Annotated in this window: 16 protein-coding genes; 15 read left to right on the top strand and 1 reads right to left on the bottom strand. The window is 35.1% G+C overall.

The window, feature by feature from the left end:
* Positions 1–334 precede the first annotated feature (334 nt).
* From UtA1_RS11770 to UtA1_RS11710, 13 genes are all read left to right on the top strand, one after another.
* A complete protein-coding gene (locus tag UtA1_RS11770; protein WP_096551203.1) occupies positions 335–973 on the top strand; it encodes a helix-turn-helix transcriptional regulator in 639 nt (212 codons plus the stop codon).
* A gap of 11 nt (positions 974–984) precedes the next feature.
* Complete coding sequence (locus UtA1_RS11765; protein WP_016838555.1) at positions 985–1,800, top strand: pyruvate, water dikinase regulatory protein; 816 nt, start codon at positions 985–987, stop codon at positions 1,798–1,800.
* A 219-nt stretch (positions 1,801–2,019) separates the two neighbouring features.
* Positions 2,020–3,837 carry a DNA primase gene (gene dnaG, locus UtA1_RS11760; RefSeq protein WP_096552518.1) on the top strand — a complete coding sequence of 606 codons (1,818 nt, stop codon included), beginning with the start codon at positions 2,020–2,022 and terminating at the stop codon, positions 3,835–3,837.
* Positions 3,838–3,868: 31 nt separating this feature from the next.
* Positions 3,869–4,993, top strand: coding sequence for an RNA polymerase sigma factor RpoD (gene rpoD / locus UtA1_RS11755; protein ID WP_016838553.1), 1,125 nt, complete (start codon positions 3,869–3,871; stop codon positions 4,991–4,993).
* Positions 4,994–5,298: 305 nt separating this feature from the next.
* Positions 5,299–6,570 carry an IS4 family transposase gene (locus tag UtA1_RS11750; protein WP_096550285.1) on the top strand — a complete coding sequence of 424 codons (1,272 nt, stop codon included), beginning with the start codon at positions 5,299–5,301 and terminating at the stop codon, positions 6,568–6,570.
* Positions 6,571–7,095: 525 nt separating this feature from the next.
* A complete protein-coding gene (tnpA, locus tag UtA1_RS11745; protein ID WP_096551201.1) occupies positions 7,096–7,545 on the top strand; it encodes an IS200/IS605 family transposase in 450 nt (149 codons plus the stop codon).
* Positions 7,546–8,100: 555 nt separating this feature from the next.
* Positions 8,101–8,244, top strand: coding sequence for a hypothetical protein (locus UtA1_RS17245; protein ID WP_172597779.1), 144 nt, complete (start codon positions 8,101–8,103; stop codon positions 8,242–8,244).
* 175 nt (positions 8,245–8,419) lie between these two features.
* A complete protein-coding gene (locus UtA1_RS11735; protein ID WP_096551199.1) occupies positions 8,420–8,980 on the top strand; it encodes a hypothetical protein in 561 nt (186 codons plus the stop codon).
* 275 nt (positions 8,981–9,255) lie between these two features.
* Complete coding sequence (locus UtA1_RS11730) at positions 9,256–9,600, top strand: c-type cytochrome (protein ID WP_016839008.1); 345 nt, start codon at positions 9,256–9,258, stop codon at positions 9,598–9,600.
* Between the two features lie 89 nt (positions 9,601–9,689).
* Positions 9,690–10,388 (top strand): tRNA (adenine(22)-N(1))-methyltransferase, encoded by a 699-nt coding sequence (locus tag UtA1_RS11725; protein ID WP_096551197.1) that lies wholly within the window; start codon positions 9,690–9,692, stop codon positions 10,386–10,388.
* Positions 10,385–11,506, top strand: a complete 1,122-nt coding sequence (locus UtA1_RS11720) for a Nif3-like dinuclear metal center hexameric protein (RefSeq protein ID WP_096551195.1) — start codon at positions 10,385–10,387, stop codon at positions 11,504–11,506. The genes UtA1_RS11725 and UtA1_RS11720 overlap by 4 nt, the downstream gene beginning before the upstream one ends.
* Before the next feature lie 518 nt (positions 11,507–12,024).
* The gene (gene vrrA, locus UtA1_RS11715; RefSeq protein WP_172597869.1) at positions 12,025–12,471 is read left to right on the top strand and encodes a VrrA/YqfQ family protein; all 447 of its coding nucleotides are present in this window, start codon (positions 12,025–12,027) and stop codon (positions 12,469–12,471) included.
* A 66-nt stretch (positions 12,472–12,537) separates the two neighbouring features.
* Positions 12,538–13,509: a 4-hydroxy-3-methylbut-2-enyl diphosphate reductase gene (locus UtA1_RS11710; protein WP_096551191.1), complete on the top strand. Its 972-nt coding sequence runs from the start codon at positions 12,538–12,540 to the stop codon at positions 13,507–13,509.
* A gap of 172 nt (positions 13,510–13,681) precedes the next feature.
* On the opposite strand, the gene UtA1_RS11705 is transcribed toward UtA1_RS11710, so the two are convergent.
* Complete coding sequence (locus UtA1_RS11705) at positions 13,682–14,350, bottom strand: DUF2642 domain-containing protein (protein ID WP_096551189.1); 669 nt, start codon at positions 14,348–14,350, stop codon at positions 13,682–13,684.
* Positions 14,351–14,622: 272 nt separating this feature from the next.
* On the opposite strand from UtA1_RS11705, the gene UtA1_RS11700 reads away from it, so the two are divergent.
* Both UtA1_RS11700 and UtA1_RS11695 read left to right on the top strand, forming a co-directional pair.
* Positions 14,623–15,915 carry a DEAD/DEAH box helicase gene (locus UtA1_RS11700; protein WP_016839002.1) on the top strand — a complete coding sequence of 431 codons (1,293 nt, stop codon included), beginning with the start codon at positions 14,623–14,625 and terminating at the stop codon, positions 15,913–15,915.
* A gap of 16 nt (positions 15,916–15,931) precedes the next feature.
* Positions 15,932–16,819, top strand: a complete 888-nt coding sequence (locus UtA1_RS11695) for a deoxyribonuclease IV (protein ID WP_016839001.1) — start codon at positions 15,932–15,934, stop codon at positions 16,817–16,819.
* Positions 16,820–16,822 lie beyond the last annotated feature (3 nt).

Raw genomic sequence — 16,822 nt, 5'->3', positions numbered from 1 at the left:
CACCCGTCTCCGGGCCATAAGCCCGGGGACGAGTGCTGGAATACATAATTACACCCGCGGTTCCACCCCGATTGATTGCATTTCATTCATAGAATTGCAATCCTCTTTTTTTCATCATGGCTCGAGGCTGCCGTTTCTCTTTTCGTGTAGGCTTTCACCATCCCTACTCGCTGTTTGTTGAAAAGATACTTATAGTCCTGTCATTGCCCAAAATATTTGAATATAGTAATTTTTTAATTAGTTGTGACATTATTTTATCATGTAGGACTTTTCTTAGCAATTATAAAGAAAATAGTATATAATATTTAAGAAAAGTATAACACTAATTGAGGCGGTGAGTCCAATAGAACTCAATCAACGTCAAGATAAAATTCTGCAAATTGTTAAAGAGAAGGGGCCAATAACAGGGGAGAAAATTGCTGAACAATTAAACTTGACTCGAGCAACCCTTCGACCAGATTTAGCAATTTTAACAATGGCAGGGTTTCTAGATGCCAGACCTAGAGTCGGGTATTTTTATTCTGGCAAAAAAACGATGGCTTCTGTAACAGAGTCAATGATGAATTTAAAAGTTAAAGATTTCCAATCTATGCCAGTTGTTGTATCTGAGAATATGACAGCTTATGATGCTATTTGTCAAATGTTCTTGGAAGATGTTGGAACCTTGTTTGTGGTAGATGATCGATCCCGTTTGCAAGGTGTGCTTTCAAGAAAAGATTTACTTCGCACAAGTATTGGAACTCAAGCTATAACTAAGATTCCCGTTCATATTATTATGACGAGAATGCCGAATATTGTGTATTGTCATAAGAATGATTCACTCATTCATGTTGCTAAAAAATTGATCGAGCGACAAGTTGACTCATTGCCAGTTGTAGAAGAGAAAGAAGATGGGTTAGAAATTGTGGGTCGTATAACCAAAACCAATATTACAAAAGCTTTTATTTCATTAGCTGAGACGAATGATTTGTAAGAGGTGCTAATTTGAAAAACTTAAAAATCTTTGTCGTATCTGATTCTGTTGGAGAAACTGGAGAGCAAGTGGTTAAAGCAGCTGCTACACAATTTAGACCAAATTTTGATGGCATCATTATCCGAAGATTCCCACATATATCAAATGATGACCATATAAAAAACATTGTAGAAATTGCGGCGATGCAAGGTGCAATTATAGTGTATACATTAGTAGAAAAACAAAAACGTCAGTTAATGTATAATTTATGTCAACAAAATAACATTGATTGCATTGATTTATTAGGTCCTATTATTCATTTATTTAGTCATAGACTTGAAGAATATCCGTTAGAAGAACCTGGAATAGTTCATAAGTTAGACGATGACTATTTTCAAAAAGTAGAAGCGATCGAGTTTGCCGTAAAATATGATGATGGACGAGATCCGAGAGGAATATTATTGAGTGATGTGGTGTTAATTGGCGTATCTAGAACTTCAAAAACTCCACTATCACAATATTTGGCTCATAAAAGATATAAGGTAGCCAATGTTCCAATCGTTCCAGAAGTCGAACCGCCTGAAGAATTATTTCAAGTAGATCCAAGAAAATGTTTTGGTTTAGTGATTTCTCCTGAAAAACTAAACGTCATCCGTAAACAAAGGTTAATTGCATTGGGTCTAAGTGATGATGCGATTTATGCAAAAAGAGATCGCATTGAACGGGAAATTGCGCATTTTTATAAAGTGGTAGAAAAATTAGGTTGTCAAGTCATCGATGTTACAAATAAAGCTGTTGAAGAAACAGCGAATGACATCATTGAGCGACTAGAGCGTTTAAAAAAATAAGATAATTATTTACACCTCCAGATTATCGAGGAGGTTTTTTTTCATTTTTTTATAAATAAGTATAGAAAAATCATAAAGAATGTTTTATAATAATAAAATTGTGGTAAAAATATTTCTAACAAATAAATATTATAAAAAGTGAAGTTTTTTTGTCGCATTTTAAAGGAATTTTTAATTTTTTATCGAATTGTGTTATTTAGCAACAAAGTTGGTGATGGAATGATAGGCAAAATTCCTGAAGAATTAATTGAAAAAATCCGAACAGAATCGGATATCGTTGATGTAATCAGCGAATATATTCAGTTAACAAAAAGAGGGCGAAATTGGTTTGGATTATGTCCTTTCCACGGTGAAAATACACCTTCTTTTTCTGTTTCTGAAGACAAACAAATATTCCATTGCTTTGGTTGTGGTGCAGGGGGAAATGTTATAACCTTTGTCATGGATATCGAAAATGTATCCTTTCCTGAAGCGGTTTCTAAATTAGGGGAGCGCATCGGCATACATATTGATATCCAAAATCAAAGTATGGACAAAAATTTTCGCCGATATTCACCAAAAGAAGAAAATATGATAAATGCCCATCAATTTGTTGCTGAATTTTATCATCATTTATTGATGAACACAGAAGAAGGCGAAAAAGCATTAAATTATTTATTAAAAAGAGGATTTACAAGGGAAGATATCGAATCCAATGGTATAGGATACTCATTGCCAGTATGGGATTCAGTGACTGTATTACTAGAGCGAAAAGGTTTTTCGTTAGATGAAATGGTTGAATGTGGACTCATCATCCAAAAGGAAAATGACCATACTTACTTTGATCGCTTTCGAGGACGTATCATGTTTCCAATTCGCAACGAATTTGGAAAGGTGATTGGTTTTTCTGGTCGAATTCTTGAGGCAAATGAATCAGAAGCGAAATATTTAAATAGTCCAGAATCCCCGATTTTTCGAAAAAGTGAAGTTCTTTTTAATTTGGACAAGGCTAGAGCTTCAATTCGTAAAAAACGTCAAGTTATATTAATGGAAGGATTTATGGACGTGCTTGCTGCGCAAAAAGCAGGTATAGACAACGCTGTGGCAACGATGGGCACTTCCTTAACAAAAGAGCATATCACAAGGCTAAAACGCTTAGTTCGAAACGTAGTGGTTTGTTATGACGGTGATTATGCAGGTTGGGAAGCAGCGAAACGGGCCGCAGAAATGATTTACAACGAACAAATGGATGTTGAAGTTGTCGTACTACCCGATCAATTAGATCCTGACGAATACATTCGGAAGTATGGTTCAGAGTCCTTTGCACAGATGATTGAAAAACCACATGCATACATGGCTTTTATGATGATGTATGCACGACGCAATAAAAATTTTCAATTTGAAAATGATATTTTGCAATATATTCAAGAAGTGCTTGAGCATCTTGTTGGAAAATCATCGCCTATCGAACGAGAACTTTATATTAAAGAACTATCGAAAGAAACAAAAATATCGGAAGAAGCTATTTATGCACAATTCAGAAAATTAGATGCTGACTTTTCTAAAAATTATAAACGAGCTGAACAAAAAAATACAATATTTAGTGGCCAAATTCATTCCAAAAATTTAAATGCGACTGAACGTGCTGAAAGATTACTCCTTTCACATATGTTGTTTGATATGGAACTAGTGAAAAATATTTTACACAGTGATGATTCGCAACCATTTATTCATGATGAGTATATGGCAGTGTTTGTTCGCTTAATCGGCTTTTACGAAGAGCATGGCACTGCGGATTATCAAAGGTTTTTAGAAATTTTGGATGATGCAGAACTTCGAAAAATTGTTATGGAAGCTGCATTAATAGAGCGCGATCCAGAATTTAAAGAGGCTGAGATTGAAGATTGTTTAAAACAACTAAAAAAACATCGCATAAAGCTTGAAATAGAAAAACTCATGCACGATTCCCAAGAAGCTGAAAGAATGCATGAATATAAAAAAGCTTTAGAACTCGTCCAACGAATGATTGAACTGAAAAAAACATTATCTGCGATTTGAGTGATATTGGTTGTTATAAGGAGGAAGGTTTATGGCGGACAATATGTCAGAACGTTCAAGAGAAATTTTGGAAAAAAACTTGGAAGAAGCGAAAAATTTTCTTCGACAAAAAGCAAAAAATGATGGTATATCCATGGATGATATTTCAAAAAAATTAGATCCATTTGAATTGGAACCTGAGGAAATTTTTCATTTTGCTGAAGAATTAGAAAGCCAATATGATATTCGTGTGGAAGGAAAAGAAGAATTTGAAGAAGAAGCACTTGCGAAACAGGAAGCAAGTGAAGAAGAATTTGATTTGAATGATTTAAGCGTTCCTCCTGGTGTAAAAATCAATGACCCTGTCAGAATGTATTTGAAAGAAATCGGGCGTGTAGATTTATTAACTGCTGAAGAAGAAATTGAACTTGCAGAACGTATTGAGCAAGGTGATGAGGAAGCTCGTAAACGACTTGCGGAAGCAAACTTAAGATTAGTTGTTTCGATTGCTAAACGCTATGTAGGTCGTGGAATGCTTTTCTTAGATTTGATTCAAGAAGGAAATATGGGATTAATTAAAGCAGTAGAAAAATTCGACCATCGAAAAGGTTTTAAATTTTCTACGTATGCCACTTGGTGGATTCGTCAAGCTATTACGCGAGCAATTGCGGACCAAGCAAGAACGATTCGTATACCAGTTCACATGGTGGAGACGATTAATAAATTAGTCCGCGTCCAACGTCAATTATTGCAGGATTTAGGGCGTGAACCAACGCCAGAAGAAATCGCAGAGGAAATGGACTTAACGCCTGAAAAAGTTCGTGAAATATTAAAAATTGCCCAAGAACCGGTTTCATTAGAAACACCAATTGGTGAGGAAGATGATTCGCATTTAGGCGATTTCATCGAAGACCATGAAGCGCAATCTCCTGCTGACCATGCAGCATACGAACTGTTAAAAGAACAGCTTGAAGACGTTTTAGATACATTAACAGATCGAGAAGAAAATGTGCTTCGTCTTCGTTTCGGTTTAGATGACGGTCGTACACGCACTCTTGAAGAAGTAGGGAAAGTATTCGGGGTGACTCGTGAACGTATTCGCCAAATTGAGGCAAAAGCACTAAGAAAATTACGTCATCCATCTCGTAGTAAGCGACTAAAAGATTTTCTTGAGTAACATCATTCTGAGGAATGTAAGAGGTTGGGACAAAAGTAAAAACTCATCATTTTCTCTTAAAAGAAAATGATGAGTTTTTGATATTAAACTGAAAATTGATTTCCGTTCCGGGGACGCTTTCCACGGGCCCGACTCGAGCCCAATGTCATCAACTTATATTTACAATTAATGGAAGTTTATTAAAATACCAATTTTTAATTTAATATTCACAAAGATAGGTAATAAGACTCTTGTGTTTTTAAAAAGTCCACCAAAATCGTTTTAGAAGCCAATTTTTGGTTAATAAAACGAGGATGGTGGTTTTTTTGAAATCAAAAAGTACTTTTTTAGGGGCAATTGAGATTACTCGAAAGATGCTGAATGATGTGATGTTTATGATTGAATCTCGAACAAAGGAAACGTACTTTACGCGAAAAGAAAAGAAGTTAAATTTCAAAAATACAATTTTATTTAATTTAAATTTTGTCAAAAAGAGTCTTCAGATTGAACTTGACGACTTTTTTGACAAGTTTAATTTATCAGATATTAGTATTTCTAAACAAGGCTATTCTGCTGCACGAAAGAAGGTTTCTCCCCTCGCTTTTGTAAAACTCTCAAAAGCGATTGTTAATTGGTATTATGAAGAAAATTCTTTTAAAACTTATCGTGGATTTAGGCTTTGCGCAATTGACGGAAGTGTATTACAAATACCTGACACCGAGGAACTTCGAAATTATTTTGGGTATGGAAGAAATCAAAGGTCAAGCTATGCAAGAGCTAGAGCCTCTTGTATCTATGATCTTGAAAATGGGATTATAATAACTTCTAAAATCGATCCTTATAAGGTAGCTGAGCGAGATAGTGCAAAGAATATGATTAAAGAACTCGTACAAACCGGATTGAAGAACGACCTAATTTTGTTTGATAGAGGTTATCCGTCAAGAGATTTTATCGCTTTTTTAGATGCCATTGGCATCAAGTATCTTATGCGATGTCAAAAAAATACGATAAAGGAAATTGTCGAAGCGAAGAAAGCTGATCAAATTATACAAATAACACATGAGGGCCAAGTGGTTAATGCTCGTGTAGTTAGGTTCTTACTAGATTCTGACACAGAAGAAATACTTGTCACAAATCTAATAGAGGAAGGCTTCAATATTTCTGAGTTCAAAACTCTTTATTTTAAACGCTGGGGAATTGAAACTGAGTATAATAACGTGAAAAATAAAATCGAAATAGAAAATTTTACGGGTGGTTCGAAAATCGCAATTGAACAAGATTTCTATGCATCAATATATTTATCGAATATGGTCAGTTTATTGAGAAATGATGCCAATGAAACAATTAATGAGGAGAGTAAGAAAAAAAGACGAAAACATGATTATCAAGTAAACACAAATATCTTAATAGGAAAATTAAAAGATAGGATGGTTCACTTATTATTAGAAGATTGTCCAATCAAAAGAGAGAGAATGTTTACAAAAATCATGAAAGTGATTATAAGAAATAAGACACCTATTCGGTTTGGGAGAAGCTACCCACGAAGGAATGGTCTGTCCTCAACAAAGTATCCCCTAAACCAAAAAAGGTGTCTATAAACAATACATAGGATAAATATAACCTATTTGTTTATTAAATGTAAATAAATTAGGGGCTTAAAAAATAAATATTTAAGCCTCGGGCATTCTATTGCCTTTTTTACCTAACTTTAGAAAATGATTAAAGCTATAAAGGATGATTTAATATTTTTAAAAGGAGGCAACCGGTGGTTGCCTAATAACTGTAAATTTTTGGTTCAATAACTTTATGACATTGGACTCGAGCCTCCTCGGAGCTCGTTCCTCGCTCCTGCGGGGTCTCGAGTTTCGGGCTGTTCCCGTTGGAGTCGCCCCGTCACTCCAATCAATTTTCGTTGCATATCATTTTTTTACTATGCTTCTTCACTGATTCTTAATTAAATTAGCTATATGTCCCAACCTCTTTTTATTTGTGTAAAAAAGAAAACCCCCTGCTAGGCAGGGGGTTCCGTATAGCTTACAGCGAGGTATTAAAAAAGATCCCACTTGATGCTAAAATAAATTTCGGTTCGCCAACCAAATTTTAGTACCAAGGAGGGACCTATTATGTCTTCTGACACAAATAGTTTAGCACATACCAAGTGGAATTGTAAGTATCACATTGTATTTGCACCAAAATATAGAAGACAGATAATTTATGGAAAGATAAAGAAAGATATTGGACAAATATTAAGACAACTATGTGAAAGAAAAGGCGTAGAAATAATTGAAGCTACCGCATGCAAAGACCACATACATATGTTGGTCAGTATCCCACCAAAATTAAGTGTTTCATCATTCGTGGGATATTTAAAAGGAAAAAGTAGTTTGATGATATTCGATCTATTTTGGTGTAGAGGATTTTATGTGGATACGGTAGGCAGAAATAAAAAGGTAATTGAAGAATATATTCGAAATCAAATACAAGATGATATCATTGCAGATCAACTCAGTATGGAAGAATTCATCGATCCATTTACAGGTGAAGAGATAAAGCGAAAACCTAGGAAAAAATAAAAGAGACCCTTTAAGGGTCAGCTGGAAAAGTAGTGCAGTTGGCGAACCATTCGATGCCCCTTTAGGGGTTGGCCAGTAATAAAGGCTTCTAGCCGCAGAACAAACCACCCGTTCACACGGGTGGTTTTGATTAGTGCGCCTGGCATGGGTGTAATCTATAGGGTGTAAGTCCCGAACTGTGAAGGCAGAAGTAACAGTTAGCTTAACGCAAGGGTGTCCGTGGTGACGCGGAATCTGAAGGAAGCGAGCGGCAAACTTCCGGTCTGAGGAACACGAACTTCATATAAGGCTAGGTATCATTGGATGAGTTTGCTAAACAAAACAAAGTCCTTTCTGCCAAAGGTGGTACAGAGTAAATGAAGCAGATAGATGGAAGGAAAGATTACATTCTTACCCGGGGAGGTCTGGCGGATATGTGAAGTACGCTTCATAACCTACTTAGTGATAAGTAGCTGAACCGTCAGAAGTCAGCAGAGGTCATAGTATTAGTTGGTTTAGAACTACTAAGAAGGACCGAACAATTAAGAGAGAATAGCCCTTGGCATTCAGTGAGTCATGATGAACACAGAAAACGTAGTACCTCACTTGAGGAAGGAAGCGGTGAATCCCGTGGGAGACCTCTTGGAGGGTGGAGTGACCACTGGCATAAAGAGAACAGCTATTCACGGAAGTTATAAAGACTTGCGTCAATCATCTTAATTGAACCGCCGTATACGGAACCGTACGTACGGTGGTGTGAGAGGACGGGAGTTAATCGCTTCCTCCTACTCGATTGAAATTATAAAAAATTTTCTTTGATAATACTTTGTACGGATGTCGAAATATAGAAAATACTATACAATAATACATAAATAAACAAATTTGGTGAATGTTTATGGATAATCCGAAAAAACAAATCATAATCAATGAAATCTTATTTTGGAAGCAAAATAAGTTATTACCAGAACATTACTGCGACTTTTTAATGACACTTTATACTGAAGGTGAAGACATTCAACTTCAAAATCATATTAGTATTAAAAAATCAATTAAAATGAAAGAAAAACGTAAAAAAACAACTATTTCTTTATTAATAATGGCGATAACAGCAGCACTCTTAATACTCCTTTTCCTTATGACAGCATATTTTTATATCGCTGCTTTCATGGTCGGAATAATAGCAATACTTTTTCTTGTATATTCATACAAATTTGCAAAGAAGCATGATTTGATTGCTCCTATTTTGCAAGTAGCTGCGGCGCTATTAATTTTTGGAATTTCAGTAAAAGTTAGTTTAGTATATTTCGAAAATAATAATGTTGTACTTTATACTTTATTAGTAGCTAATTGTTTTATGTGGACGATTACAGGTATTAAATTAAAACTATTATATTTCACAATTTCTGGTGTATTAGGATTCATTATCATTATTGCATATCAATTGTTTTTCCTATAATTCCATCGAAAAGTAGTTTTTCATTTCGTTTTTTAAATATAATTTTTTGTTGAAAGGAAATAATAAAGACAATTGATAGAAAAAATGATGAATATATAATTATTCAATCGGAAATTTATTCTTTGGCTAAATTGTGAAAAAATGTCGAAATTGTTACATTCCTTGTAAAAGTTATGGTTTAGGTCTTTTCGTTTTAAGAAATATGAAGTACAATAATTGTTGTTGACTATATTCTATATTTATAGCATTGATGATTCTACAAGGGAGGTAAAGACATGAAAAATAATCCGATCGTTCCTTATATCCTCATTATGGCATTCGGTATCGCACTTATCTTCTTTATGTCATTAGATGGAGTTGGAAAACAAGCTGAATTAGCTGAAGGTGAACATGGAACAACTGAAGAAGGTGCAGGAGGAGATGAAGCACTAGTTCAAGCTTGTATTGGTTGCCACGGCGGCGACTTAAAAGGTGGTATGGGACCTTCATTAGTTGGACTTGATGCAGATCATATCGTTGACGTTTTAGAAAACGGTATTGAAGGAACTCCAATGACTCCAGGTCTTAAAACTGGTGACGAAGCTCGCGCGATTGCTGAGTACATCAGTTCATTAGAATAAAAAAATAAATCCTTAGTTGCAAAAGGCGACTAAGGGTTTATTTTTTTATATAATGAGAGTTAGAATTTTACAATAAAGGCGGGTACAACATGAATGCACAAAATCTTTCCAAACGACTAGAAAAAGTTGCTTCTTTTGTGCCAAAAGGGGCAATTGTTGCAGATATTGGTTCAGATCATGCCTATTTACCATGTTATTTAGTCCATAAAGGAATCATCCAAAAAGCTGTTGCAGGAGAAGTAGTGAAAGGACCCTATCAGTCAGCGTTAAAGAAAGTAAAAGAAGAAGGGTTAGAAAATCAAATTACTGTTCGACTTGCTGACGGATTAGAAGCAATTGAGAGCAGCGATCATGTTGATACAATCACGATTGCAGGAATGGGTGGTTCCTTAATCGTTTCTATTTTAGAAAAAAATCCTGAAAAACTCGAAACCGTTAATCGCCTCATCTTACAACCAAATATTCATGCACGCGTCATTCGACAATGGGCATTAGAAAACAAGTGGAAGATTATTGAAGAAGCTATAGTCGAGGAAGATCAAAAAATTTATGAAATCATCGTATTAGAACGAGGAAACATGGAATTAACTGAAGCAGAAATTTTCATGGGGAACATATTAATTCAAGAAAAATCAGAGGTATTTCTAAAAAAATGGTCGAATGAAGTAAACCATTGGAAAAAAGTACTTAAATCATTAGAAAATGCGGAGCCGACTCCTGAAATCGTTGAAAAACGTCAAGAATTACTTCATCAAATAGCACTAGTTGAGGAGGTAATCCATTCATGAAACAAGTTAATGGAAACGAAATCATTCAACTTTTTGAGAGCTGGTCACCGAAAAAACTTGCTTGTATGGAAAATGATCCCATTGGACTCGCAATAGGCACTTTAAATAAAGTAGTTACGAAAGTGCTTGTTACTCTTGATGTCAATCAAGAAGTTGCAGATGAAGCAATAGAGAAAGGGTGCCAATTAATTATTGCACACCATCCACCTATTTTCCGGAAATTGTCGAATTTAAGAACAGATACACCGAGCGGAAGACTATATGAAAAGCTATTGAAAAATGATATTGCTGTTTATGCAGCTCATACGAATTTAGATGTTGCTGAAGGCGGCGTCAACGATTTGCTGGCTGATGCTTTACAATTACAAAATCGTGAAATTTTAGAAAAAACGTATTCAGAACATTTAATGAAGTTAGCAGTGTTTGTGCCTGATGAGCATGCGGATGAACTTAGATATGTCCTAGCAAAAGCAGGTGCCGGGAAGATAGGGAATTATGATTCTTGCAGTTATTCAACGGATGGAAAAGGGCGTTTTCGTCCATTAGAAGGTGCCAATCCATATATCGGTGATGTTGGAGAGATCGAAGTAACCGATGAAGAAAAAATAGAAGTAGTATTTCCAACATCAATGAAAAACCGAATATTAAAAGCGATGTTAAATGCACATCCATATGAAGAACCAGCATATGATCTTTATACTCTAGCTCAAGAAACGAATGAATACGGTATTGGACGCGTCGGAATGTTGAAGGAACCTATGAGTTTGCGAGAATTTGCTGAATATGTAAAAGAACGACTACAAGTTCCAATGGTTCGTATAGTAGGGAATGAAAACAGTACAGTTTCAAAAGTTGCGGTACTTGGTGGAGATGGAAATAAATATATCCATATTGCAAAAAGAGCTGGTGCTGATGTATTTGTAACGGGAGACATGTATTTCCATGTTGCTCAAGATGCACAAGCGATTGGTTTAAATATTGTTGACCCTGGCCATCATGTTGAAAAAGTGATGATTAAAGGCGTTAAAGAAAAAATGACAAGCCTGTGTAAGGAGAATAAGCTTGATGTAGAATTTATTGAATCAGAAGTAAATACAGAACCATTTATTTTTATATAGGAATTTTAAAGTTACATGAGCGAATGAGAAAACAATTTGTTTTTCATTCGCTCAATTTTTATTTGAGTACAGAAAACAGGCGAGAAAAATTCGTATACGAAAGGTCCGATAATAGTCAAATATGTGACAATAATTGCCAATATCCAGTGGATAATAGTCAAACTTGTGAACATAATTGCCAAATGGATAAATAGAACTTTTGAAAAATAAGATAATAGTCAATTCGTTACAATAATAGCCAATCATGAAATAATAATCGTCATTCCTGTCATTTTAATAGTCAATCTAAAAAAAATAACCTCTGAAAAGTAAGATAATAGCCAAAACTTAACCGTTATTAGTCAAACTACTAAAGATAATAGTCAAATTTTGCAAATTAATTGCCAAATTCTAAGACATGAATTTTACCAACTTTTCAGCATAGCCTACTACCTGTTGCTGTACCTTTCAAAATGCATTTGCATATGATAGCTTTTAGAAAGCTTACGTCATTTGGAATAAACAGAAAGGAGATTTCTATGCGTCCACATCACTTTCCAAACCAAATGCCTCCAGGAAGACCTAATTTTTACGCACCAAGACCTCCTCAATACGGATTTAGACCAGGACCATATCCGCCACCAATGCCACCTGGTTTTCAACCACCAAAAGGAACAGCGAGATTGGACTCCATTTTAGAAACAGCTAATCGATTTTTAGCGACAGCACAAAGTTTTCAACCTTATATCCAACAAGCAGCGCCGATGCTTCGGAATTTGCCTGCACTATGGAAATTATATAAAGGGTTTCAAGGGCTTCCAACTCAAACTCAAGGGAAACAATCAAATGAGGAAGGAAAAAGACAAATATCACATTCAAATTATTCAAGACAAGAAAGAAGAAATGAAAAAAATCTAAAACAAGAGGAAATTAGTAGACCGTCAATTCCAAAAATCTATCAACCGCCGTTCGATTATTTTGAATAGAAACTTTGTAATAACACCATAGCTCCGTTATAATAAAGTTATGTACCAACAAAAGGAGTTGTCATGATGGAAGTCATTAAAATAAATCCTCGAGGCTATTGCTATGGTGTAGTTGATGCAATGGTTATTGCAAGAAATGCTTCATTAGATAAATCATTGCCAAGACCAATCTACATTTTAGGAATGATTGTTCATAATAAACATGTAACGGATGCTTTTGAAAAAGAGGGGATTATCACTCTTGACGGAAGCAATCGAAAAGAAATCATTGAAAAAGTAGATAAAGGGACTGTTATTTTCACTGCTCATGGAGTATCACCTGAAATAAGAGAAATGGCGAAAAGAAAAGGACTTGTAGCAATTGACGCTACATGCCCAGACGTAACAGTCACTCATGAATTAATCCGTGAAAAGACTCAGCAAGGATATGACATTATTTATATAGGGAAAAAGAATCACCCAGAGCCTGAAGGAGCAATTGGAGTTGCACCGAACCACGTTTATTTAGTTGAAAATAAACAAGATATTGACAATCTAAATTTACAAAATGATAAATTGCTAGTGACAAATCAAACAACTATGAGCCAATGGGATGTTAAGGATTTAATGGATTACATTAAAGAAAAATATCCCCATGTGGAAGAGCATAAAGAGATTTGCATGGCTACTCAAGTACGACAAGAAGCGGTAGCAAATCAAGCAGGAGAAGCGGATTTACTTATTGTAGTAGGAGATCCTCGTTCCAACAATTCAAATCGTTTAACTCAAGTTTCTGAAGAAATTGCAGGTACCCCAGCCTACCGCATTGCTGATATATCAGAGTTAAAAATCGAGTGGTTGATGGATATTGAAAAAGTTGCTGTTACAGCAGGTGCTTCGACACCAACTCCTATTGTGAAGGAAGTCATATCATTTTTAGAGAAGTTTGATAAAAATGATCCATCTACTCATGAAATAAAGCGTACTGTGACACTGGATAAAATACTTCCAAAAATTAAAGAACCAAAACCTGTTAACGTTATTCTTCCTAACGAGTAAAAGTGTTGCCAGTAGATGCTGGCATCACTTTTTCATTTTATCGCTAGTTTTATAAGCCGAAAGGGAAAAATGAATAATCTATCATATAATAATTATCGTTTAAATAGAATGTTAAGAATTATGTAAGATTTAAGTGAAATGAGTGCGAATAATTGAAAGTTTACTTAACTTTTTATACAGGATTGACAATTTGTATGTGTGAAAGATTGCAGTATATAGTATTTGACTTTCCATCTTTCATTTCAATGAATCGTCCCTCTACATGATTGATTTTTCCAATATGAGAAAAATCTTTGCCTAAATTTAAAATAACCAGTTGACCTTTTAATTCGGCAATTTGATCAGCAAATTGCTTTTTTAATGTTGGAAGCTTAATTTTCGATAAGGATAAGAATTCGGTTTCACTGATGCCGTAAGGAAGGTCATTTTTAATATGAGGTATTATCCATTTTAAATGTTTATTTGGAATGTACATAGTGTTATAAATGGGTGACTGAAATACAAAATAGTCATCCATTACAGACGTAATGACGCCATGTAGCGCTTCATTTCTTGTCACCATTAATTCTACGTGCAGTCCTTTTGCCATGGAAAGAATATTGAATAACGTCAAATCTTGATTGACTTTTGTAATAAATTGCGGTATTTCTGAAGGGGATTGAATATTATTTTCATTATCAATATCCCTTTCCAAAGTATATATATGGTCAGTTGGCAAATATACAAATTGATTATTTACGTGGATCACGAAAATTTCATCACTTGAATCAATTAAGGAGCCGTTAAATATTTTCCCGCCCATGATTTCAATGAAAACAACTTCATTATTTAAATGATGCATATGGTGCCCCTCCTATCTATTTACAATCAAGAACAAAAGTATTACTTTATGATATTTTTTTATTATTATTAATATTCCATTTTAATTAAACAATCGGTACATATTTCAACAATGAAAAAATTATGTATTATTATTTGCTTCCATTTGTTAGACAAAAAGTTTAATTGTTCCTATTTAATAATCGCTGTTGAAAGCATGATGAACGAAAGTTGTTTATTGTTCTTTAGAAAGTGTATTTGGTACAATAATATTCATGTTAGGAGGTACGAAAAATGTCGAACTTTACAGATTTTCAATTCAAACCATTTATTATGGATGCTATTCAAAAGCTCGGCTTTAAAGAACCAACTCCCATCCAAAAAGAGATGATTCCGTTAATATTGCAAGGGAAGAGTGCGATTGGACAAGCCCATACAGGGACAGGCAAAACCCATGCGTTTTTATTACCGATCGTTCAAAGAATAGATGTAGAGAATACAGAAGTCCAAGCAGTAATTACTTCACCAACAAGGGAATTAGCGACTCAAATTTTTGAACATCTAAAGCAATTGATAGAAGGCACTGAAATTTCCGCAAAATTATTAATTGGGGGTACGGACAAGCAGCGAACAATTGAAAAATTAAAAAATCAACCGCAAATCGTTGTAGGAACACCTGGGAGAATTCATGATTTAGTAAAGGAAAATGTTTTACTAGTTCACAAAGCATCTATTTTAGTAGTAGATGAAGCGGATTTAGCCTTCGATATGGGATTCATTGAAGAAATAGATGGATTTGCAGCTCGAATGCCTGAAGATTTAGAAATGTATGTGTTCTCTGCTACAATCCCTGTTAAATTGCAACCATTCCTCAAAAAATATATGGAATCCCCAGTACACATTCAAATGAACGATCGAAAACCGGTGGCGGAAGGAATCGAATTTTTCCTTGTACCGATTCGCTCTAAATCTCGTACGACTCGACTACTAGAAGTTTGTGAGGCGATTAATCCATTTTTATGTGTCATCTTCTGCAATACGCGAAAAACTGCTGAGGAAGTTGCAGACTTTTTAGCGGAAAATGGCATACGTACAGGACAAATACATGGTGATTTAACGCCTAGAGAGCGTAAAAAGATGATGAAGCAAATTCGAGATTTAGAGTATCAATATATCGTAGCGACAGATTTAGCTGCTCGAGGTATTGATATACAAGGTGTTTCTCATGTTATTAATTATGAAATACCTGAGGATTTAGAATTTTTCATCCATCGTGTAGGTAGAACAGCGCGTGCTGGACTTCAAGGCACAGCGATTACCTTATATGGACCGGACGATGAAAATGATTTAGCCCGAATTGAAAAAATGGGTATTCCATTTCAACAGAAAGATGTTAAAAACGGTGAATGGATTGAGTTAAAAGAACGGCACGCTCGAAAAAAACGAGTGAAACAGGAAAACGAGTTAGACCAACTCGCTAAAGCATTAGTGCGCAAACCGAAAAAAGTAAAGCCGGGCTATAAAAAGGCAATGAAAATGAAAATGGAACAGATTAAGAAGAGAGAAAGAAGAAAAAGAAATCGCTAGAAATGAGGGGAAGAGAATGTTAATTGGATCGCACGTATCCATGAGCGGCAAGAAGATGTTACTTGCTGCTAGTGAGGAAGCTGTATCATATGGATCCACGACCTTTATGATTTATACTGGGGCACCCCAAAACACAAGAAGAAAAGCTATTGAAGATTTAAATATTGAAGCAGGATTAAAGCATATGAAAGAACACGGTATCTCAAATATTGTTGTCCACGCACCGTACATCATTAACATTGCAAATACTGTAAAACCTGAAGTGTTTGCTTTAGGGGTGGAATTTTTGCAAAAAGAAATTGAGCGCACAGAAGCGATCGGTGCAACACAAATTGTTTTACATCCGGGTTCCCATGTAGGAGCAGGGGAAGAAAAGGGGATTAAAAAAATTATTGAAGGATTAAATGAAGTGTTGTCAGTCGATTCTCCTGTTCAAATTGCATTAGAAACAATGGCTGGAAAAGGATCAGAATGTGGCAAAAACTTTGAAGAAATTGCGATGATTATCGACGGGGTTACGAATAATGAGCGACTCTCCGTATGTTTTGATACATGCCATACTCATGATGCAGGCTATAATATTGTAGAAGATTTTGATGGTGTTCTAGAACAATTCGATAAAATCATTGGTCTAGACCGCATTAAAGTGGTTCATATAAATGATAGTAAAAATGAGAGAGGGGCAAGAAAAGACCGCCACGAAAATATTGGATTTGGCCATATCGGCTTTGATGTATTAAATTACATAGTACATCACGAAGCATTTAAAGAAATCCCAAAAATACTTGAAACACCTTGGGTAGGTACAGATTCAAAAAATAAAAAGCCACCATATAAAGAAGAAATTGAAATGTTTAAAACAAGTACATTTCAACCGGAATGGATTGAAGCATTACGCAACTAGGGA

Source organism: Ureibacillus thermosphaericus (assembly GCF_002370195.2).
Taxonomy (GTDB): domain Bacteria; phylum Bacillota; class Bacilli; order Bacillales_A; family Planococcaceae; genus Ureibacillus; species Ureibacillus thermosphaericus.
This window is presented reverse-complemented; position numbering and strand designations above follow the sequence as displayed.

What these genes read in the sequence shown, in the direction of transcription:
- UtA1_RS11710 (WP_096551191.1), top strand. Translation starts at nt 12,538, where the DNA reads ATGGAAGTCATTAAAATAAATCCTCGAGGCTATTGCTATGGTGTAGTT.
- UtA1_RS11725 (WP_096551197.1), top strand. Translation starts at nt 9,690, where the DNA reads ATGAATGCACAAAATCTTTCCAAACGACTAGAAAAAGTTGCTTCTTTT.
- rpoD (WP_016838553.1), top strand. Translation starts at nt 3,869, where the DNA reads ATGGCGGACAATATGTCAGAACGTTCAAGAGAAATTTTGGAAAAAAAC.
- UtA1_RS11695 (WP_016839001.1), top strand. Translation starts at nt 15,932, where the DNA reads ATGTTAATTGGATCGCACGTATCCATGAGCGGCAAGAAGATGTTACTT.
- UtA1_RS11735 (WP_096551199.1), top strand. Translation starts at nt 8,420, where the DNA reads ATGGATAATCCGAAAAAACAAATCATAATCAATGAAATCTTATTTTGG.
- dnaG (WP_096552518.1), top strand. Translation starts at nt 2,020, where the DNA reads ATGATAGGCAAAATTCCTGAAGAATTAATTGAAAAAATCCGAACAGAA.
- UtA1_RS11705 (WP_096551189.1), bottom strand. Translation starts at nt 14,350, where the DNA reads ATGCATCATTTAAATAATGAAGTTGTTTTCATTGAAATCATGGGCGGG.
- vrrA (WP_172597869.1), top strand. Translation starts at nt 12,025, where the DNA reads ATGCGTCCACATCACTTTCCAAACCAAATGCCTCCAGGAAGACCTAAT.
- UtA1_RS17245 (WP_172597779.1), top strand. Translation starts at nt 8,101, where the DNA reads ATGATGAACACAGAAAACGTAGTACCTCACTTGAGGAAGGAAGCGGTG.
- UtA1_RS11730 (WP_016839008.1), top strand. Translation starts at nt 9,256, where the DNA reads ATGAAAAATAATCCGATCGTTCCTTATATCCTCATTATGGCATTCGGT.
- tnpA (WP_096551201.1), top strand. Translation starts at nt 7,096, where the DNA reads ATGTCTTCTGACACAAATAGTTTAGCACATACCAAGTGGAATTGTAAG.
- UtA1_RS11700 (WP_016839002.1), top strand. Translation starts at nt 14,623, where the DNA reads ATGTCGAACTTTACAGATTTTCAATTCAAACCATTTATTATGGATGCT.
- UtA1_RS11720 (WP_096551195.1), top strand. Translation starts at nt 10,385, where the DNA reads ATGAAACAAGTTAATGGAAACGAAATCATTCAACTTTTTGAGAGCTGG.